General features: G+C 71.7%; 18 protein-coding genes. 16 read left to right on the top strand and 2 right to left on the bottom strand.

Annotated features, from left to right (window positions below):
- Positions 1 to 108: 108 nt before the first annotated feature.
- The 16 genes from pgsA to ABTZ03_RS12595 all read left to right on the top strand — a co-directional run bounded on the left by pgsA (position 109) and on the right by ABTZ03_RS12595 (position 16,180).
- Positions 109 to 765, top strand: coding sequence for a phosphatidylinositol phosphate synthase (gene pgsA, locus ABTZ03_RS12670; RefSeq protein WP_350512916.1), 657 nt, complete (start codon positions 109 to 111; stop codon positions 763 to 765).
- A gap of 16 nt (positions 766 to 781) precedes the next feature.
- On the top strand, positions 782 to 1,789 hold the full coding sequence (locus tag ABTZ03_RS12665) for a phosphatidylinositol mannoside acyltransferase (protein ID WP_350512915.1): 1,008 nt from the start codon (positions 782 to 784) through the stop codon (positions 1,787 to 1,789).
- 49 nt (positions 1,790 to 1,838) lie between these two features.
- Positions 1,839 to 3,023, top strand: coding sequence for a glycosyltransferase family 4 protein (locus tag ABTZ03_RS12660; RefSeq protein WP_350512914.1), 1,185 nt, complete (start codon positions 1,839 to 1,841; stop codon positions 3,021 to 3,023).
- A gap of 68 nt (positions 3,024 to 3,091) precedes the next feature.
- On the top strand, positions 3,092 to 3,460 hold the full coding sequence (locus tag ABTZ03_RS12655) for a 5-carboxymethyl-2-hydroxymuconate Delta-isomerase (protein ID WP_350512913.1): 369 nt from the start codon (positions 3,092 to 3,094) through the stop codon (positions 3,458 to 3,460).
- 111 nt (positions 3,461 to 3,571) lie between these two features.
- A complete protein-coding gene (locus tag ABTZ03_RS12650) occupies positions 3,572 to 4,072 on the top strand; it encodes a hypothetical protein (protein WP_350513011.1) in 501 nt (166 codons plus the stop codon).
- 128 nt (positions 4,073 to 4,200) lie between these two features.
- Positions 4,201 to 5,112: a pyridoxal 5'-phosphate synthase lyase subunit PdxS gene (pdxS, locus tag ABTZ03_RS12645; protein WP_350512912.1), complete on the top strand. Its 912-nt coding sequence runs from the start codon at positions 4,201 to 4,203 to the stop codon at positions 5,110 to 5,112.
- 99 nt (positions 5,113 to 5,211) lie between these two features.
- A complete protein-coding gene (gene pdxT, locus ABTZ03_RS12640) occupies positions 5,212 to 5,829 on the top strand; it encodes a pyridoxal 5'-phosphate synthase glutaminase subunit PdxT (RefSeq protein WP_350512911.1) in 618 nt (205 codons plus the stop codon).
- Positions 5,830 to 5,918: 89 nt separating this feature from the next.
- Complete coding sequence (locus ABTZ03_RS12635) at positions 5,919 to 6,677, top strand: YebC/PmpR family DNA-binding transcriptional regulator (RefSeq protein ID WP_350512910.1); 759 nt, start codon at positions 5,919 to 5,921, stop codon at positions 6,675 to 6,677.
- Between the two features lie 152 nt (positions 6,678 to 6,829).
- Positions 6,830 to 7,396 (top strand): crossover junction endodeoxyribonuclease RuvC, encoded by a 567-nt coding sequence (gene ruvC, locus ABTZ03_RS12630; RefSeq protein WP_350512909.1) that lies wholly within the window; start codon positions 6,830 to 6,832, stop codon positions 7,394 to 7,396.
- Positions 7,397 to 7,410: 14 nt separating this feature from the next.
- Positions 7,411 to 8,022: a Holliday junction branch migration protein RuvA gene (gene ruvA, locus ABTZ03_RS12625; RefSeq protein WP_350512908.1), complete on the top strand. Its 612-nt coding sequence runs from the start codon at positions 7,411 to 7,413 to the stop codon at positions 8,020 to 8,022.
- 103 nt (positions 8,023 to 8,125) lie between these two features.
- Positions 8,126 to 9,196, top strand: coding sequence for a Holliday junction branch migration DNA helicase RuvB (gene ruvB / locus ABTZ03_RS12620; RefSeq protein ID WP_350512907.1), 1,071 nt, complete (start codon positions 8,126 to 8,128; stop codon positions 9,194 to 9,196).
- A 271-nt stretch (positions 9,197 to 9,467) separates the two neighbouring features.
- Positions 9,468 to 9,887 carry a preprotein translocase subunit YajC gene (gene yajC / locus ABTZ03_RS12615; protein ID WP_350512906.1) on the top strand — a complete coding sequence of 140 codons (420 nt, stop codon included), beginning with the start codon at positions 9,468 to 9,470 and terminating at the stop codon, positions 9,885 to 9,887.
- Between the two features lie 147 nt (positions 9,888 to 10,034).
- Positions 10,035 to 11,882, top strand: coding sequence for a protein translocase subunit SecD (gene secD / locus ABTZ03_RS12610; protein ID WP_502894447.1), 1,848 nt, complete (start codon positions 10,035 to 10,037; stop codon positions 11,880 to 11,882).
- A 4-nt stretch (positions 11,883 to 11,886) separates the two neighbouring features.
- Positions 11,887 to 12,987: a protein translocase subunit SecF gene (secF, locus tag ABTZ03_RS12605; RefSeq protein ID WP_350512905.1), complete on the top strand. Its 1,101-nt coding sequence runs from the start codon at positions 11,887 to 11,889 to the stop codon at positions 12,985 to 12,987.
- A 27-nt stretch (positions 12,988 to 13,014) separates the two neighbouring features.
- Entirely contained in the window at positions 13,015 to 13,566 is a 552-nt protein-coding gene (locus ABTZ03_RS12600) for an adenine phosphoribosyltransferase (RefSeq protein WP_350512904.1), read from the top strand.
- A gap of 178 nt (positions 13,567 to 13,744) precedes the next feature.
- Positions 13,745 to 16,180 carry a RelA/SpoT family protein gene (locus tag ABTZ03_RS12595; protein ID WP_400920871.1) on the top strand — a complete coding sequence of 812 codons (2,436 nt, stop codon included), beginning with the start codon at positions 13,745 to 13,747 and terminating at the stop codon, positions 16,178 to 16,180.
- A 65-nt stretch (positions 16,181 to 16,245) separates the two neighbouring features.
- Here ABTZ03_RS12595 and ABTZ03_RS12590 read toward each other — a convergent pair whose 3' ends face one another.
- A complete protein-coding gene (locus ABTZ03_RS12590) occupies positions 16,246 to 17,475 on the bottom strand; it encodes a DUF349 domain-containing protein (RefSeq protein ID WP_350512902.1) in 1,230 nt (409 codons plus the stop codon).
- A gap of 265 nt (positions 17,476 to 17,740) precedes the next feature.
- Complete coding sequence (locus tag ABTZ03_RS12585) at positions 17,741 to 18,571, bottom strand: peptidylprolyl isomerase (RefSeq protein WP_350512901.1); 831 nt, start codon at positions 18,569 to 18,571, stop codon at positions 17,741 to 17,743.
- Positions 18,572 to 18,799: the final 228 nt, after the last annotated feature.

The following is an 18,799-nucleotide window of genomic DNA, read 5'->3' as shown; positions in this document are numbered from 1 at the left end:
CCCGGGCGTGGCTACGATGGGTGCTCCGGGCGGGCCCATTCGTCCGGTCGTCTGCTGCGCGTACCGCGCCAGGCGGGTACCACGGAGATCGGAGCGGCTGGGAAGGCCATGCTCAACAAATACGCGCGTGCCTTCTTCACACGTGTTCTGACCCCGTTCGCCGCGTTCCTGATCCGGCTGGGCGTGAGCCCGGACGCCGTGACGCTGATCGGTACGGCCGGTTCGGTGGCCGGTGCGCTGGTGTTCTTCCCGCGCGGGGAGTTCTTCTGGGGCACCATCACGATCACGCTGTTCATCTTCTCGGACCTGGTGGACGGGAACATGGCCCGGCAGCTGGGCCGGACCAGCAAGTGGGGGGCGTTCCTGGACTCCACGCTGGACCGGGTCGCGGATGCGGCGATCTTCGGCGGCCTGGCGATGTGGTACGCGGGCAAGGGTGACGACAACCTGCTGTGCGCGGTGGCGATCTTCTGCCTGGCCAGCGGTCTGGTGGTGTCGTACACCAAGGCGCGGGCGGAGAGCCAGGGCCTGCCGTGCGACGTGTCGGGGCTGGTGGAGCGGGCCGAGCGGCTGGTGATCAGCCTGGTGGCGGCCGGGGTCGCGGGTCTGCACACGTTCGGGGTGCCGTACGTGGAGTGGCTGCTGCCGGTGGCGCTGTGGCTGGTGGCGGTGGGCAGCCTGGTGACGGTGGTCCAGCGGATGGTGACCGTGCGCCGGGAGGCGTTCGAGGCCGACCGAGCCGACCGAGCGGCGGCCGGGAGTTGACGGGGAGCGGGCTGCGGTGACGGACCGACTGGTGTACTGGGCGTACGCGTTGGGGTGGGCGGTGCTGAAGCACCTGCCGGAGCCGGTGGCGCGGTGGGTGTTCGACCGGCTGGCGGACTACGCCTGGCGGCGCCGCGGGCCGCGGGTGCTCCAGTTGGAGGCGAACCTGCGCCGGGTCCGTCCGGGGCTGCACGAGGCGGCGCTGCGGCGGCTGTCGCGGGCCGGGATGCGGTCGTACCTGCGGTACTGGCTGGAGTCCTTCCGGCTGCCGGTGTGGAGCCGGGGCAGGGTCGCCAGGGACGTGCGGATCGAGGGTGCCGAGCACCTGACGGACACGCTGGCGTCCGGCCGGGGCGTGCTGGCGGCGCTGCCGCACATGGGCAACTGGGACCTGGCGGGCACCTGGATCGCCCAGCAGGGCCACCCGTTCACCACGGTCGCCGAGCGGCTGAAGCCGGAGCGGCTGTTCGAGCGCTTCGTCGAGTTCCGGGAGGGCCAGGGCATGGAGGTCCTGGCGTTGACCGGCGGTGGGGTGAACGTGATCGGCACGCTGGCGCGGCGGCTGCGCGAGGGCCGGCTGGTCTGCCTGGTGGGGGACCGGGACCTCTCCGAGGCGGGGATCGAGGTGTCCTTCTTCGGCGAGCCGACCCGGATGCCGGCCGGGCCGGCGGCGCTGTGCCAGCGCACCGGGGCGGCGCTGCTGCCGGTGACGCTCTGGTACGACGGTCCGGTGCTGCGCGGGCGGATCCACCCCGAGGTGCCGGTGCCCGAGGAGGGCGACCGCAAGGAGCGGACCCGGGCGATGACCCAGGCGATGGCGGACGTGTGGGAGCGCGGGATCTCCGAGCACCCGCAGGACTGGCACATGCTGCAGAAGTTCTGGCTCGCCGACCTGCCGTCCCGTGAGACGGTGGGGGGCGCCTCCGCGGTGGCGCGCCCGGCCGTGGAGCCGGTGCCGGCTGCGGAGCCGTTGTCGGCCGCGGAGCCGGTGGCCGAGCCCGCCGCCGAGGCCCCGGGGGTCTGAGCCCCGGCCGGTACGCCCGTCCGTCTGCCCGAAGGAGCTTGAGGAACCCGTGAAGATCGGCATCGTCTGCCCGTACGACTGGGACGTCCCCGGTGGGGTGCAGTTCCACATCCGGGACCTCGCCGAGCACCTGATCGGTCTGGGGCACCAGGTGTCGGTGCTGGCGCCGGCCGAGGACGACGAGGCGCTGCCGCCGTACGTGGTCTCGGCCGGTCGGGCGGTGGCGGTGCCGTACAACGGGTCGGTGGCGCGGCTGAGCTTCGGCATCCTGTCGGCGGCCCGGGTGCGGCGGTGGCTGCGCGAGGGGCGCTTCGACATCCTGCACGTGCACGAGCCGTCCTCGCCGAGCCTGTCGATGCTGGCCGCCTGGTCGGCCACCGGGCCGATGGTGGGCACCTTCCACACCTCCAACCCGCGGTCCCGGGCGATGATCGCGGCCTCGCCGATCCTCCAGCCGGGGCTGGAGAAGATGCGGGCCCGGATCGCGGTCTCGGAGTACGCCCGGCGGACCCTGGTGGAGCACCTGGGCGGGGACGCGGTGGTGATCCCGAACGGGGTGGACGTCGGCTTCTTCGCGGAGGCCGAGCCGGACGAGCGGTGGACCGGCGGTGCGGCGGCGGGGGAGCCGGGCACGATCGGGTTCATCGGCCGGATCAACGAGCCGCGCAAGGGCCTGCCGACGCTGCTGGCGGCGCTGCCGCGGATCCTGGCGGAGCGGCCGGGGGTGCGGCTGCTGGTCGCGGGCAAGGGCGACGAGGAGGAGGCGGTGGCCGGCCTGGCGCCCGAGGTCCGCGAGCGGGTGGAGTTCCTCGGCATGGTCTCGGACCGGGAGAAGGCCCGGCTGCTGCGCAGCGTGGACCTGTACGTGGCGCCGAACACGGGCGGGGAGAGCTTCGGGATCATCCTGGTCGAGGCGATGTCGGCGGGCGCCCCGGTGCTGGCCAGCGACCTGGACGCGTTCAAGCAGGTGCTGGACGGCGGGGACGCCGGCGAGCTGTTCCCGGTGGAGGACGCGGACGCGCTGGCGCGGACGGCGCTGCGGCTGCTGGGGGCCCCGGCGCGGCTGGAGGAACTGCGCAAGGCGGCCTCGCGGCACGTGCGGCGGTTCGACTGGTCGACGGTCGGCGCGGACATCCTGGCGGTGTACGAGACGGTGACGGCCGGGGCGGCGGCGGTGGTCGAGGAGGACGAGCGCAGCGGGCGGCGCGGGCGGTTCGGTCTCGCCAGGGACTGACCGTGGGGACCGACGGGAGTGGGGTTAGGGTCGGGCCGACCGCACCACTGTGACCCATGGGGGAAACGATGCCGCAGATCTCCGTCGACTACTCGTCCGGCCTGGCCGGGACCTTCGACCGCCGGGCGTTGGGCCTGGCGATCAACCGGCTGGCGGAGGAGACGATCGACGCGAAGCCGGAGTCCTGCAAGACGCTGTTCCGGCGGAGCGAGGAACTGGTGGTCGGCAGCACCGGGGCGGAGGGCGACTCCCAGGTGTACGTCGAGTTCCAGATGTTCCCGGGCCGGACGCCGGAGGCGAAGGCGGCGCTGGGCGAGGGTGTGGTCGCGCTGCTGCGGGAGCACGTCAAGCCGCTGCCGGGGACCAGGCTGTTCACCGCGGTGAACATCGCGGACATCGACCGGGCGGCCTACCACCACGGGACCGTCCGGGGCTGATGCCGGGTGCCGCCCGGGGCTGACGCCGGGCCGGGCGGCCGGTGACACCCGGTAACGTAGCGGCCCGTGACTACCTGGATCTGGGCCGGCGTGGCCGTGGTGCTGTTCGGCATGTACCTGAGTTGGACGGCCGGCCGCTTGGACCGGTTGCACGCCCGGATCGACGCCGCGAGGGCGGCGCTGGACGCGCAGCTGGTCCGTCGGGCCTCGGTGGCGATGGAGCTGGCGACGTCCTCGTTGCTGGACCCGGCGGCCTCGCTGCTGCTGTTGGACGCGGCGCACGCGGCCCGGGCGGCCGAGGACGAGCACCGCGAGGTGGCGGAGAGCCAGTTGAGTCTGGCGCTGCGGGCGGTGTTCGAGGAGCCGGAGCAGGTGGCGGCGCTGGTGGCCGAGCCGGGCGGCGAGGAGGCGGTTCGTGATCTGACCGCCGCGGTGCGCCGGGTGCCGATGGCCCGCCGGTTCCACAACGACGCGGTGCGGGCGGCGCGGGCGGTGCGGGAGCACCGGTTGGTGCGCTACTTCCGGCTGGCGGGGAAGGCGCCGTTCCCGTTGGCCTTCGAGATGGACGATGCCCCGCCGCCCGCCCTCACGCCGGAAGGGGCGCCTGCTTAGGCTGTCCCCGGATACGGCCCGATTGTCGCATCCCTTCGTCCGGGCTGGACTTGGTGGCGCATGGTTGGGTCACCCGTTCCGCCTACCATAGGGCGATAGCACTGGTTCATCTTCGAGTGAGGTCTCACGTGTCCACCACCCCCACCACCGCAGACCAGCCGCAGATCGGTACCGCTCGGGTCAAGCGCGGCATGGCCGAGCAGCTCAAGGGCGGTGTGATCATGGACGTGGTCAACGCCGAGCAGGCGAAGATCGCCGAGGACGCCGGCGCGGTGGCCGTCATGGCTCTGGAGCGGGTTCCGGCCGACATCCGCAAGGACGGCGGCGTGGCCCGCATGTCCGACCCGAACATGATCGAGGAGATCATCGAGGCGGTCTCCATCCCGGTGATGGCCAAGTCCCGCATCGGTCACTTCGTCGAGGCCCAGGTCCTGCAGTCGCTCGGGGTCGACTACATCGACGAGTCCGAGGTGCTGACCCCGGCCGACGAGGTCAACCACTCCGACAAGTGGGCCTTCACCACCCCCTTCGTCTGCGGCGCCACCAACCTGGGCGAGGCCCTGCGCCGGATCGCCGAGGGTGCGGCCATGATCCGCTCGAAGGGCGAGGCCGGCACCGGCAACGTCGTCGAGGCCGTCCGCCACCTGCGCCAGATCAAGAACGAGATCGGCCACCTGCGGGCGCTGGACCACAACGAGCTGTTCGCCGCCGCCAAGGAGCTGCGCGCCCCGTACGAGCTGGTCAAGGAGGTCGCCGAGCTCGGCAAGCTGCCGGTCGTGCTGTTCTCCGCCGGTGGCGTGGCCACCCCGGCCGACGCTGCGCTGATGCGCCAGCTGGGCGCCGAGGGCGTCTTCGTCGGCTCCGGCATCTTCAAGTCGGGCGACCCGGCCAAGCGTGCCGCCGCCATCGTGAAGGCCACCACCTTCTTCGACGACCCGAAGGTCATCGCGGACGCCTCCCGCAACCTGGGCGAGGCCATGGTCGGCATCAACTGCGACACCCTGCCCGAGACCGAGCGCTACGCCAACCGCGGCTGGTAGTCGTTCCCGCTCGTCCGTGCCGGCCCGCCGCAGCGCCTCGGTGTGCGGCGGGCCGCGCCGCGTCCTTCCGTAGTAGACGATCGATTGAGGTTGAAGACCGTGAGCACTCCAGTCATCGGTGTCCTCGCCCTGCAGGGTGACGTCCGTGAGCACCTGGTGGCGCTGGCCGAGGCCGACGCGCTCGCCCGTCCGGTGCGCCGTGCCGAGGAGCTGGCCGAGGTCGACGCGCTGGTGATCCCCGGCGGGGAGTCCACCACCATGTCCAAGCTGGCGCTGCTGTTCGGCGTGATGGACCCGGTGCGCGAGCGGGTCGCCGCCGGCATGCCGGTGTACGGCACCTGCGCGGGCATGATCATGCTGGCCGACAAGATCCTGGACGGCCGGGAGGACCAGGAGAGCGTCGGCGGCATCGACATGACGGTGCGCCGCAACGCCTTCGGCCGGCAGAACGAGTCCTTCGAGTCCGGCCTCGCCTTCAAGGGCCTGGACGACGCGCCGGTGCACGGCGTCTTCATCCGCGCCCCCTGGGTCGAGGCGGTCGGCACGGGCGTCGAGGTGCTGGCCGAGCTGCCCGGCGCGGACGGCCCGGAGAGCCGGATCGTGGCCGTGCGCCAGGGCAATCTGCTGGCCACCTCGTTCCACCCGGAGCTCACCGGGGACCACCGGGTGCACGCCTACTTCGTGCGGATGGTCGAGGAGCACCTCGCCGCTCGGTAGGGCGTCGGTGGCCGTGTGCGCCTTTCCGGTGACGACACCGGTAAGATCTCTTCTGTTTCATTTCCATTGGCGACGTAAAGGAGCTGGCGATGTCCGGCCACTCTAAGTGGGCTACCACCAAGCACAAGAAGGCCGTGATCGACGCCAAGCGCGGCAAGCTCTTCGCCAAGATGATCAAGAACATCGAGGTGGCGGCGCGCACCGGCGGTCCCGACCCGGCGGGTAACCCGACCCTCTACGACGCCATCCAGAAGGCGAAGAAGAACTCGGTCCCGATCGACAACATCAACCGCGCCGTCAAGCGCGGTGGCGGTCTGGAGGCCGGCGGCGCCGACTACCAGACCATCATGTACGAGGGCTACGGCCCGAACGGTGTCGCCGTCCTGATCGAGTGCCTCACCGACAACCGCAACCGCGCGGCCTCCGACGTGCGCGTCGCGATGACCCGCAACGGCGGCTCGATGGCCGACCCGGGCTCGGTGTCGTACCTGTTCAACCGCAAGGGCGTGGTGATCGTCCCCAAGGCTGACGGCGTGGACGAGGACAAGCTGTTCGAGGTCGTCCTCGACCAGGAGCCCGAGGAGATCAACGACCTCGGCGAGTCCTTCGAGATCGTCTCCGAGGCCTCCAAGATGGTCGCCGTGCGCACCGCGCTGGTCGACGCCGGCGTCGACTACGACTCGGCCGAGGCCAACTTCCTCCCCAGCATGCAGGTCGAGCTGGACGTCGACGGCGCCCGCAAGATCTTCAAGCTGATCGACGCGCTGGAGGACAGCGACGACGTGCAGAACGTCTTCGCCAACTTCGACATCTCCGACGAGGTCGGTGCGCAGCTCGACGCCGAGTGATTCGGCTCCGGTCGACGGCGGGTGACCGCCTGCACTGCCCGGCCCGGTGGTCCCAGGACCGCCGGGCCGGTGTCGTCGGCGGGGTTGTCGGACCCGGACGGTAGCCTTCGCAGGTCGGAGGCGATCGTTGGCAACGAGGGGCGGGGAGTGACGTGCGGGTGCTGGGTGTGGACCCGGGGCTGACCAGGTGCGGGGTCGGCGTGGTCGAGGGCACGCCGGGCCGGCCGCTGCGGATGGTCGGGGTGGGCGTGGTGCGGACCTCGCCCGAGGCCGAGATCGGGCAGCGGCTGCTGGAGGTCGAGCAGGGCCTGGAGGGCTGGCTGGACGAGCACCGGCCGGACTTGGTCGCCGTCGAGCGGGTCTTCGCCCAGCACAACGTCCGCACCGTGATGGGCACCGCCCAGGCGAGCGCGGTCGCGATGCTCTGCGCCACCCGGCGCGGCATCCCCGTCACACTCCACACCCCCAGCGAGGTCAAGGCCGCCGTCACGGGCTCCGGCCGGGCGGACAAGGCCCAGGTCACGGCCATGGTGCAGCGGCTGCTGCGGCTGGACGCCCCGCCCAAGCCGGCCGACGCCGCCGATGCGCTGGCGCTGGCCATCTGCCACATCTGGCGCGGCGGGACGACCAACCGGCTGCAGGCCGCCACCCAGGCGGCGGCCCAGGCCGCCCGCAGCGCCCCGCGCAGCAAGCTCCTGCAATCCCGCTCCCACTCCTAGAAAGGCAGTCGTCGGTGATCGCCTTCGTGCAAGGACCCGTGGCGGCCATCGCCTCCGGCGTCGCGGTGGTCGAGGTCGGCGGGGTCGGCATGGCCGTCCAGTGCACCCCGAACACCCTGGCCGGGCTGCGGCTCGGCGAGCCGGCCCGGCTGGCGACCTCCCTGGTGGTCCGGGAGGACTCGCTGACCCTGTTCGGCTTCGCCGACGACGACGAGCGGGCCGTGTTCGAGATCCTCCAGGCCGCGCCGGGCGTCGGTCCCAAGCTGGCCCAGGCCATCCTCGGGGTGCACAGCCCCGACGCGCTGCGCGCCGCGGTGGCCGGCGGGGACGAGAAGGCCCTGGTCGCGGTGCCCGGCATCGGCAAGGCGAAGGCGGCCAAGCTGCTGCTGGAGTACAAGGACAAGCTGGGCGCCCCGCACGGCGCGGTGCCCGCCCAGAAGCCGATCGCCTCCGGCCCGGCGCCGTGGAGCGAGCAGCTGCACTCCGCGCTGACCGGCCTCGGCTACGCCCCGCGCGAGGCGGACGAGGCGGTCGCCGCCGTCACCCCGGAGGCGGAGGCGCAGCAGACCACGGACGTCGGCGCGCTGCTGCGGCTCGCCCTGCGCGGCCTCAACCGCGCCCGCTGAGTCCACCTGACGACCTGTCCGTTTGTCGACACCGTCGAGTGCGACCGTCGAGTGAGACCGTCGACCGGCGGTCCCGACACCGGAGATTCTGGAGCCCGCGAGGATGTACGACTCGGAACCCGCCGACCGGCTGGTCACGGCCGCCGCCGACGGCGAGGACCAGGCGGTGGAGGCCGCGCTGCGCCCCAAGCTGCTGGACGAGTTCATCGGCCAGGAGCGGGTGCGCGAGCAGTTGTCCCTGGTGCTCCAGGCGGCCCGTCAGCGCGGCAGCGCGCCGGACCACGTCCTGCTGAGTGGGCCGCCCGGGCTGGGCAAGACCACCCTGTCCATGATCATCGCGGCCGAGCTCGGTGCCCCGATCCGGATCACCTCCGGCCCGGCGATCCAGCACGCGGGGGACCTCGCGGCGATCCTCTCCTCGCTCACCGAGGGTGAGGTGCTCTTCCTCGACGAGATCCACCGGATGTCCCGGCCGGCCGAGGAGATGCTCTACATGGCGATGGAGGACTTCCGGGTCGACGTGATCGTCGGCAAGGGGCCGGGCGCCACCGCCATCCCGCTGGAGCTGCCGCCCTTCACCCTGGTCGGCGCCACCACCCGGGCCGGCCTGCTGCCGCCGCCGCTGCGGGACCGCTTCGGCTTCACCGGGCACATGGAGTTCTACGCCCCGGCCGAGCTGCAGCGGGTGGTGCACCGCTCGGCCTCGCTGCTGGACGTGGAGATAGACCCGGCGGGCGCGGCCGAGATCGCCGGCCGCTCGCGGGGCACCCCGCGGATCGCCAACCGGCTGCTGCGCCGGGTCCGCGACTACGCGCAGGTCCGGCACGACGGGGTGGTCACCGTCGGGATCGCCGCCCAGGCGCTGGACGTCTACGAGGTGGACGCCCGGGGTCTGGACCGGCTGGACCGTGCGGTGCTGAACGCCCTGCTGCGGCTGTTCGGCGGCGGACCGGTCGGTTTGTCGACACTCGCGGTCGCGGTGGGGGAGGAGGCCGAGACCGTCGAGGAGGTGGCCGAGCCCTTCCTGGTCCGCGAGGGCCTGCTGGCCCGCACCCCGCGCGGTCGGATCGCCACCGCCGCGGCCTGGCAGCACCTCGGTCTGACCCCGCCGGTCCAGACCACCCGCGGCGCCGTACCGCCCCAGCCGGAGCTGTTCCGGCCGGACGGAAGTTGACCCGGCTGCACCGAACGGGTGAGAGAACGGGTGACGGGCGGCCGTCGGTTCCCGGCCCGGCCCGGCGCCCCGCCCGGGGAGGGGCCGGGGAGGAAGTCCCGGGAAACTGTGCAGGCGGAGGGTCGCCACTTTCGGCGGCAGGATGCGATGCTTGGCGTTGTCCGATCAGTTCGGGGTCGCCTAGACTCCGCCGGACCGCCCCTCTCACCCGACGGGCCGACCCATACCACACAGGCCGCCGGCCGGCGGCCCGTAAAGGACCCTGGCTGCAGTGAACCTCATCATCCTTCTCCTCCCGATCATCGCGATCGTGCTCATGTTCCGGTCGCAGAAGAAGCGCCAGCAGCAGACGCAGCAGATGCAGAGCTCGCTGGAGCCCGGGGCGGGAGTGCGCACCATCGGCGGCCTGTACGCCGAGGTGAAGGCGATCCACGACGAGACCGTCGAGCTGGAGATCGCGCCCGGCGTGTTCACCCACTTCACCAAGAGCGCCATCGCGGCCGTCCTGGACCGCCAGGAGTACGACGCGATCATCAACGGTCGCCCCGCCGACGACGAGCTGTCCGAGCCGGAGGCCGAGGACGCCGACGCCGCGCCGGTCGAGGACAAGCCGCTGACGCTCACCAAGGACAGCGCCGAGAAGGGCGATGCCAAGGGCGAGGTCGAGGGCGGGGCTCCCGCGAGCAAGTAGTACGGCCGGGCAACCCGCCCGACCGCGCGGCGCAGTGCCGCGAGCCCACAGGACCTCAGGGCCGCAGAGCCGCCATGCCCCCGTTCCGCCACGAGCCGGACGGGGGTCCGGTCGGCAAAGTGGCATGGACAGGGAGAAACGAGCAAGGTGGCAACACCCAAGTCGCGCCCGCGCGACGGCTACCCAGGGCGGGCGCTGGCCCTCATCCTGGTCGTCACCGTCGGACTGGTCGCCCTCATGTTCGGGACGGGCAACACCAAGCCCCGGCTCGGTATCGACCTCGCAGGCGGCACCAGCATCACGCTGACCGCGAAGTCGAAGGACCCCAAGGCGATCAACAAGTCCAGCATGGACATCGCCGTCGGGATCATCGAGCGCCGGGTCAACGGAATGGGTGTCTCCGAGGCGGAGGTCCAGACCCAGGGCTCGGACACGATCATCGTGAACATCCCCAAGGGCGGCGACAAGCAGAACGCGGCGGACCAGGTCGGTACCACCGCGAAGCTGTTCTTCCGTCCGGTCCTGGCCGTGGCGCCCAGCGGGTTCACCCCGCCCGCGCCCTCCGGTTCCCCGTCCGCCGCCCCGTCGGGCACCCCGAGCAACGCCCCGTCGGGCAGCCCCTCGGCCGGTGCCTCGGCCTCGGCCGGCGCGAGCTCGTCCGCGAGCCACGCCCCCACCGCCAGCGGCAGCCCGAGCGCCACCAAGCAGGGCCGCTCCGTCGGTGAGGCGCTGGCCGCCGACGCCAGCCCGAGCGCCGCCGCCACGGGCGTGTCCGCCACCCCGTCGGCCGGTGCCACCGGCTCGGCCCCGGCCGCCCCGAGCGCCCCGGCCACCCCGCCGAGCGCCGCCGACCTGAGCGCCGCGATGACCCAGGGCACCGTCCCGCCGGAGCTCCAGAAGGCCTTCGCCGACCTGGACTGCACCAAGCCCGACGTGCGCTCCGCCCAGACCGGCGCCGACGACAAGGCCATGGTCGCCTGCTCCCAGAAGCCCGGGCAGGGCGGCTACTACGAGAAGCTCGCCCTCGGCCCCGTCGCGGTGAAGGGCTCGGACGTCTCCAAGGCCCAGCCCGGCCTCGACACCCAGACCGGTGGCGGCTGGCAGGTCCAGCTGCAGTTCAACGGCGCCGGCACCGACGCCTTCACCAAGGTCACCACCATGCTGGCCAGCCAGACCTCGCCGAGCAACCAGTTCGCGATCGTGCTGGACAACCAGGTCGTCTCGCACCCGCAGGTCACCAATGTGATCCCCGGCGGCAGCGCGGTCATCACCGGCCAGTTCACCCAGCCCGAGGCACAGGACCTGTCCAACGTGCTGAGCTACGGCGCCCTGCCGCTGGAGTTCCAGAAGGGCGACGTCACCACCGTCTCCCCGGCGCTGGGCAGCGACCAGCTGAAGGCCGGCCTGATCGCCGGTCTGATCGGCATGGTGCTGGTGGTCCTCTACTCGGTGATCTACTACCGCGGCCTGGGCCTGGTCTCGATCGCCGGTCTGCTCGTCTCGGCGGCCCTGACCTACTCGATCATGAGCCTGCTGGGCGGCGGGATCGGCTTCGCGCTGAACCTGCCGGCGGTCTGCGGTGCGATCGTCGCGATCGGCATCACCGCCGACTCCTTCATCGTGTACTTCGAGCGCATCCGCGACGAGGTCCGCGAGGGCGCCCCGCTGCGCCCGGCGGTCCAGCGCGCCTGGCCGCGCGCCCGGCGCACCATCCTGGTCTCGGACTTCGTGTCCTTCCTCTGTGCCGCCGTGCTCTACGTCGTCTCGGTCGGCAAGGTGCAGGGCTTCGCGTTCACCCTGGGTCTGACCACCGCGCTCGACGTGGTGGTGATCTTCCTCTTCACCAAGCCGATGATCACGCTGCTGGCCCGGCGGAAGTTCTTCTCCGACGGTCACCCGTGGTCCGGCCTGGACCCGAAGCGGCTGGGCGCCCGTCCGCCGCTGCGCAGCACCCGTCGTCGTAACTCCTCCTCTGCCGCCGTGAAGGAGGCCTGACACCGTGTCGCGCTTCTCCAATCTGGGTCACCGGCTCTACCAGGGCGAGGTCAGCTTCGACTTCGTCGGGCGCCGCAAGCTCTGGTACTCGATCTCCGGCGTGATCGTGCTGGTCGCGGCGGTCGGCCTGGCCATGGGCCTGCACCTGGGCATCGAGTTCAAGGGCGGCTCGGTCTACACCGTCACCAAGCCGGGTCTGACGGTCTCCCAGGCCCAGGACACCGCCGACGGGATCGTCTCCTCGCACCCGCTGGTGCAGTCGACGGACAACAACAAGATCCGCATCCAGGTCAGCACCGACGAGACGAAGAGCTCGGACGACATCCGTTCCGAGCTCTCGAAGAAGCTCGACGTGCCGCTGGACACCGTCGAGGCCCAGGTGATCGGCCCCAGCTGGGGCAAGCAGATCTCCAACAAGGCGCTCACCGGTCTGGTCGTCTTCATGGTCCTGGTGACGGTCTACCTGGCGATCGCCTTCGAGTGGCGGATGGCGCTGGCCGCCCTGGTCGCGCTGATCCACGACCTCCTGATCACCATCGGGGTCTACGCCCTGGTGGGCTTCGAGGTCACCCCCGGTACGGTGATCGGCTTCCTGACCATCCTCGGGTACTCGCTCTACGACACGGTCGTCGTCTTCGACACCGTGAAGGAGAACGCCAAGGGGATCACCAAGCAGAACAAGCTCACCTACAGCGAGGCGGCCAACGCGGGCCTCAACCAGACCCTGGTGCGCTCGCTCAACACCACCGTGGTGGCGCTGCTGCCGGTCGCCGCGCTGCTGTTCATCGGTGGCGGCCTGCTGGGTGCCGGCACCCTGAACGACATCTCGCTCGCGCTGTTCATCGGTCTCGCGGCCGGTGCCTACTCCTCGATCTGCGTCGCCACCCCGCTGCTGGCGCAGCTCAAGGAGGAGCAGCCGGAGATGAAGGCGCTGCGCAAGCGGGTCCTGCAGCACCGGGCCTCGGCGGCCGCCAAGGCGGAGGCCGCGGACGCGGCGGCGACGGACGAGGGCGCGGACGAGGGCCAGCCTGCGGGTATGGTCGGTCAGCGCGACCGCGCGGCCGGCACCCCGCGTGCCAAGGGCCGTCCGTCCACCAAGCGCTGAACCGCACCCGACCCTGAGGACAGAACCGTGACCACCGCCGACACCGCACTGGCCGAGCTGCTGAACAGCCGGATCCGGGACGTCCCGGACTACCCGAAGCCGGGTGTGCTGTTCAAGGACATCGCGCCGCTGCTCGCCGACGCCGAGGCCTTCGGAGCCCTCACCCAGGCGCTGGCGGACCGGGCGAAGGAGCTCGGGGCGACCAAGGTGGTGGGCCTGGAGGCGCGCGGTTTCGTGCTGGCGGCTCCGGCGGCCTTCGCGGCCGGGCTGGGCTTCGTGCCGATCCGCAAGGCGGGCAAGCTGCCCGGCGAGGTGTTCCGGCGCTCGTACGAGCTGGAGTACGGCTCGGCGACGCTGGAGGTGCAGTGCGACGCCTTCGCGCCCGGTGAGCGGGTGCTGGTGGTGGACGACGTGCTGGCCACCGGTGGCACCATCGGTGCCTCGCTGGACCTGGTGAAGGAGGCCGGCGCCGAGCTGGTGGGCGTCGTGGTGCTGATGGAGCTCGGCTTCCTGGACGGCCGCGAGCGGCTGTCCGGGCACCTGGGCGGCGCTCCGCTGGAGACGCTGGTCACGGTCTGAAGGGCATGACGGAAGGGCGGCGGTCGGATCATCCGACCGCCGCCCTTCCGTTTCCGGGCCCGGCCGGATGAACGGCGGGCCGCCCGGCTCGGTACCATGAAGATTCATCCCCTCCTGGTTGTGCCCGGACCGTACGGGCCCTCGGCAGGGGTCGGCCCCGGTGCCCCGAGGAGTGTCCTTGCCCGACGAGGTTGTGCCCACGGCCGCAGCGGCCGCCCCCGAAGACCGTCCCACGCCCTCGGGGGCCACCCCGGCACGCCCGACGCCGACCTCCTCGCGCCAGCTCGCCCCGGTCGGCCGCGGCTCCGGCACCGGCGGCGGGATGCGGGCCAGGCTGGCCCGCCTCGGCGGCCAGCGCTCCAGCGTCCTCAACCCCGTCCTGGAGCCGCTGTTCCGCTCGATCCGGGCGAACGACCCCAAGGCCGACCCGGCGCTGCTGCGCGACATCGAGCGCGCCTACGCCGTCGCCGAGAAGTGGCACCGCGGGCAGAAGCGCAAGAGCGGCGACCCGTACATCACCCACCCGCTGGCCGTCGCGACCATCCTGGCCGAGCTCGGCATGGACGCCCCGACGCTGATGGCCGGGCTGCTGCACGACACCGTCGAGGACACCGACTACGGCCTGGAGACCCTGCGCAAGGACTTCGGAGACTCGGTGGCCCTGCTGGTCGACGGCGTCACCAAGCTGGACCGGGTCAAGTTCGGCGAGGCCGCGCAGGCCGAGACCGTCCGCAAGATGGTCGTCGCGATGGCCAAGGACCCCCGGGTCCTGGTGATCAAGCTGGCCGACCGCCTGCACAACATGCGCACGATGCGCTACCTCAAGCGGGAGAAGCAGGAGAAGAAGGCCCGCGAGACGCTGGAGATCTACGCCCCGCTGGCGCACCGGCTGGGCATGAACACCATCAAGTGGGAGCTGGAGGACCTCGCCTTCGCGATCCTCTACCCCAAGATGTACGACGAGATCGTCCGGCTGGTCGCCGAGCGCGCCCCCAAGCGGGACGAGTACCTGGCGACCGTGATCGACCAGGTCCAGGCGGACCTGCGCGGCGCCCGGATCACCGCCTCCGTCACCGGCCGGCCGAAGCACTACTACTCGGTCTACCAGAAGATGATCGTCCGGGGCCGGGACTTCGCCGAGATCTACGACCTGGTGGGCATCCGGGTCCTGGTCGACACCGTCCGCGACTGCTACGCGGCACTGGGCACCATCCACGCGCGGTGGAACCCGGTGCCGGGGCGGTTCAAGGACTACATCGCGATGCCCAAGTTCAACATGTACCAGTCGCTGCACACCACGGTGATCGGTCCCGGCGGCAAGCCGGTCGAACTCCAGATCCGCACCTTCGACATGCACCGGCGGGCCGAGTACGGCATCGCCGCGCACTGGAAGTACAAGCAGCGGGCGGTCGCCGGGGCCTCCAAGGTCCGCACCGACACCCCGACCCAGGTCCGCAAGGACGACAAGGCCGGCGCCGTCAACGAGATGGCCTGGCTGCGGCAGCTGCTGGACTGGCAGAAGGAGACCGCCGACCCGGGCGAGTTCCTGGAGTCGCTGCGCTTCGACCTGGCCAGCAACGAGGTCTTCGTCTTCACCCCCAAGGGTGACGTGATAGCCCTGCCGGCCGGTGCCACCCCGGTCGACTTCGCCTTCGCGGTGCACACCGAGGTCGGCTACCGGACCATAGGGGCCCGGGTCAACGGCCGCCTGGTGCCGCTGGAGTCGACCCTGGAGAACGGCGACACCGTCGAGGTGTTCACCTCCAAGGCGGAGAACGCCGGCCCGTCCCGGGACTGGCTGGGCTTCGTCAAGTCCCCGCGCGCCCGCAACAAGATCCGCGCCTGGTTCTCCAAGGAGCGCCGCGAGGAGGCGATCGAGCAGGGCAAGGAGGCGATCGTCCGGGCGATGCGCAAGCAGGGCCTGCCGATCCAGCGGATCCTGACCGGCGACTCGCTGGTCACCCTGGCCCACGAGATGCGCTACCCCGACATCTCCTCGCTCTACGCCGCCATCGGCGAGGGGCACGTCGCCGCGCAGAACATCGTCCAGAAGCTGGTCCAGGCGCTCGGCGGCGAGGAGGGCGCCACCGAGGACCTCGCCGAGACGGCCACCCCGACCCACGACAACCGCCGGGCCGTGCGCCGCCGGGCCAAGGGCGACCCGGGCGTGATCGTCAAGGGCGTCGAGGACGTCTGGGTCAAGCTGTCCCGCTGCTGCACCCCGGTGCCGGGCGACCCGATCGTCGGTTTCGTCACCCGCGGCAACGGCGTCTCGGTGCACCGCGCCGACTGCGTCAACGTGGACTCGCTGAGCCAGCAGCCCGAGCGGATCATCGACGTCGAGTGGGCGGCCACCCAGTCCTCGGTCTTCCTGGTGGCCATCCAGGTCGAGGCGCTGGACCGCTCCCGGCTGCTCTCGGACGTCACCCGGGTGCTCTCCGACCAGCACGTCAACATCCTGTCGGCGGCGGTCCAGACCTCCCGGGACCGGGTGGCGATGAGCCGCTTCACCTTCGAGATGGGCGACCCCAAGCACCTGGGCCACGTGCTCAAGGCGGTGCGCGGCGTCGAGGGCGTCTACGACGTCTACCGGGTCACCTCGGCCCGGAAGTGAGGCCCGGCGCATGAGGAAGGCCCCCGGGGAGCACCCCGGGGGCCTTCGTCGTCCAGCGGGCCGGATCAGCCGCTGAACTCCTCCTGGCTCTTGTGCGCCTGCTCCAGCAGGGTCTGCACACCGGAGAGCTCGGCCTCCAGCTTGGCGGTCCTGGAGGCGTTGCCGGCCGCCCGGGCCTTGTCCAGGTCGGCCTGGATCTTGTCGGCCTTCGCCTGGAACAGGCCCACCATGCCGGCCGCCCGGGCCTTGGCCTCCGGGTTGGAGCGCTTCCACTCGGAGTCCTCGGCCTCGCGGATGGCCCGCTCGACCACGTTCAGCCGGCCGTCCAGCTTCGGGCGGACGTCGCGCGGCACGTGGCCGATGGCCTCCCAGCGCTCGTTGACCTCGCGCAGCGCGGCCTTGGCGGCCTTGAGGTCGGTGATCGGCAGGATCGCCTCGGCCTCGGTGGCCAGCGCCTCCTTGAGCTTCTGGTTCTCCACCTGCTCGGCGTCGCGCTCGCTGAACACCGCGGAACGGGCCTGGAAGAACACGTCCTGGGCGCCGCGGAAGCGCGCCCACAGCTCGTCCTCGACGTCCCGCTGCGCCCGGCCGGCCGCCTTCCAGCGCGCCATCAGGTCGCGGTAGGCGGCGGCGGTGCTGCCCCAGTCGTCGGACGAGGACAGCGCCTCGGCCTCGGAGACCAGCGCCTCCTTGACCTGCCGGGCCTGCTCGCGCTCGGCGTCCAGGGTCGCGAAGTGCGCCTTGCGGTGCTTGGAGAAGACCGAGCGGGCGTGCGAGAAGCGGTGCCACAGCTCGTCGTCGCTCTTGCGGTCCAGCCGCGGCAGGCCCTTCCAGGTGTCCACCAGGGCGCGCAGCCGGTCGCCGGCCTCCCGCCACTGGGTGGACTCGGCGAGCTGCTCGGCCTCGGAGACCAGGGCCTCCTTGGCGGAGCGGGTCTCGTCCTGGGCCTTGGCACGGGCGGCCTTGCGCTCCTCCCGTCGGCTCTCGATCTCGCCGGAGAGCGTCTCCAGCCGCTTGGCCAGCGCGTCCAGGTCACCCACCGCGTGCCCCTCGGCCACCTGGGCGCGGAGGTGCTCCAGCGCGGTCTGGGCGTCCTTGGCGGCCAGGTCGGTGGTGCGCACCCGCTTCTCCAGCAGGCCGATCTCCACCTCGATGCCCTGGTACTTGCGCTCGAAGTAGGCGAGGGCCTCCTCGGGCGAGCCGGCCTGCCAGGAACCCACGACGCGTTCGCCGTCGGCGGTCCTGACGTACACCGTGCCCTGCTCGTCCACACGGCCCCACGGGTCGCTGCTCATAGCGCGTCCTCCACATGACGTCGCGCCCGCGCCGGGGCGGCGCGCGACCGTCGTCCACAGTTAGATGTGCGGCGGACCGATGAGTCCGCCGTCCCCGTCCGCCGTGCCTTGCTGCCGAGGGTGACGGCTAGGCGGGTCCGGGCACCCTATACAACGCCAACATAGGCGACCAGGACCGGTGCTGTCCGCATCCGGGCCGGGCGATTTCGGTCCGGGGCCGGGCGGAGGCGCTTTCCGCGCCTGCCGCCGGCGGCCCCGGGGTCGGTCAACCCTTGGACACGGTAACCGAGTTGAAGGTGACGTCGGCCATCGGGTGGCCGTCGCCGGAGCCCTCCAGGGTGCCCGCGGCGGCGATCTTCTGGACCACGTCCAGGCCGCCGGTGATCTTGCCGAACGGGGTGTAGTTCGGCGGCAGCTGGGTGTCCTTGTAAACCAGGAAGAACTGGCTGCCGTTGGTGCCCGGGCCGGAGTTGGCCATCGCCACCGTGCCTGCCGGGTAGGTCGCGCCGCTCAGGTTCTCGTCCGCGAACTTGTAGCCGGGGCTGCCCGAGCCGGTGGCGGTCGGGTCGCCGCACTGGAGCACGAAGATGCCGTCGGTGGTGAGCCGGTGGCACTTGGTGTGGTCGAAGTACTGCTCGCCGGCCAGGAAGTTGAACGAGTTCACGGTGTGCGGGGCCTTGGCCGCGTCCATCGCGACGGTCACCTTGCCGCAGTTGGTGTCCAGCGTCATGGTGTACGAGCCGTGGTCGTCGATCGACATGGCCGGCTCGGCCTTGAACTGCTTCTTGTTGGGCGAGCCCGGCGCCGGCGCCGCGCAGCCCTCGACCGGCTTGCGGGTCGGCGTCGAGGCCGGGTCGGCCTGGGTCGGCGCGGGCTGGGCGCTGGAGGCGGCCGAGGTGTTCTTGTCCTTGTCGTCGGAGCTGAACGCGCCGGTGGCGAACAGGGTTCCGCCGCCGGCCAGCACCACCACGGCGAGCGAGGCGCCCAGGATCGTGTTGCGCCGCCTGCGGGCGGACGCCGCCTCGGCGCGGCGCTCCATCTGGCGCTCGTACTTCTCGCGGGCGAGCTGCCGCCGCCGCTGTTCGCTGCTGACCACCGGCCGTGTCTCCTGAGCATGTGCGGGAAAAGTGGATGGGTTTCCGGAGCGGATCATCGCACCCATCGGCGGCCAAGTGTAGGGACCGGGCCCGTAAGGGCGCGGTGAACCTGTCAGGCGTCCGGGGCGGGCCCGGCCCCGCCACCGCGTATCTGGTTCGCAACCGGACCCGGACCGCCGGTAGGCTTCCCTTACGCCATCACTACTGGTAGCCACCGCAGCTCACCA

Source organism: Kitasatospora sp. NPDC096077 (assembly GCF_040303245.1).
In the GTDB taxonomy this organism is placed as follows: Bacteria; Actinomycetota; Actinomycetes; order Streptomycetales; family Streptomycetaceae; genus Kitasatospora.
This window is presented reverse-complemented; position numbering and strand designations above follow the sequence as displayed.

Coding starts and splice junctions, on each gene's coding strand:
- pgsA (WP_350512916.1), top strand. CDS start 109: ATGCTCAACAAATACGCGCGTGCCTTCTTCACACGTGTTCTGACCCCG.
- ABTZ03_RS12635 (WP_350512910.1), top strand. CDS start 5,919: ATGTCCGGCCACTCTAAGTGGGCTACCACCAAGCACAAGAAGGCCGTG.
- ABTZ03_RS12590 (WP_350512902.1), bottom strand. CDS start 17,475: ATGAGCAGCGACCCGTGGGGCCGTGTGGACGAGCAGGGCACGGTGTAC.
- ABTZ03_RS12650 (WP_350513011.1), top strand. CDS start 3,572: ATGTACCTGAGTTGGACGGCCGGCCGCTTGGACCGGTTGCACGCCCGG.
- ABTZ03_RS12655 (WP_350512913.1), top strand. CDS start 3,092: ATGCCGCAGATCTCCGTCGACTACTCGTCCGGCCTGGCCGGGACCTTC.
- ruvB (WP_350512907.1), top strand. CDS start 8,126: ATGTACGACTCGGAACCCGCCGACCGGCTGGTCACGGCCGCCGCCGAC.